Source organism: Psychrobacter sp. TB55-MNA-CIBAN-0194 (assembly GCF_040309505.1).
GTDB classification, from domain to species: Bacteria; Pseudomonadota; Gammaproteobacteria; order Pseudomonadales; family Moraxellaceae; genus Psychrobacter; species Psychrobacter fozii.
The window spans coordinates 1-237 of the sequence record NZ_JBEOOW010000772.1 but is presented as its reverse complement, the minus strand read 5'-3'; the positions used below and the strand labels follow the sequence as shown (position 1 = coordinate 237).

General features: G+C 44.7%; 1 protein-coding gene. It reads right to left on the bottom strand.

The window, feature by feature from the left end:
- Nucleotides 1–237: cytochrome c-type biogenesis protein CcmH (locus AAEY75_RS17045; RefSeq protein ID WP_352260364.1), on the bottom strand; the 237-nt coding region annotated here is incomplete at both ends.

Genomic DNA, 237 nt, shown 5'->3' with positions numbered 1-237 from the left:
GTACTGTTCACTGTGACGCCGCTTTGACCACGGGCAACAACTTGGCGACGCTTACTTTGCCAAAACCAACCAATAATTAAGACGAGCAATAATAGTGGTGGAAAAACCCCTAGGATCCCTGGTGAGGGTCGCATAGGCGGCTTGTAGCTAATAAAGTCACCGTAGCGCTCTTGCATATAGACGCGTATTTCAGCATCACTACGTCTATCTTTAATTAAATCATAGACATTTTGCTTT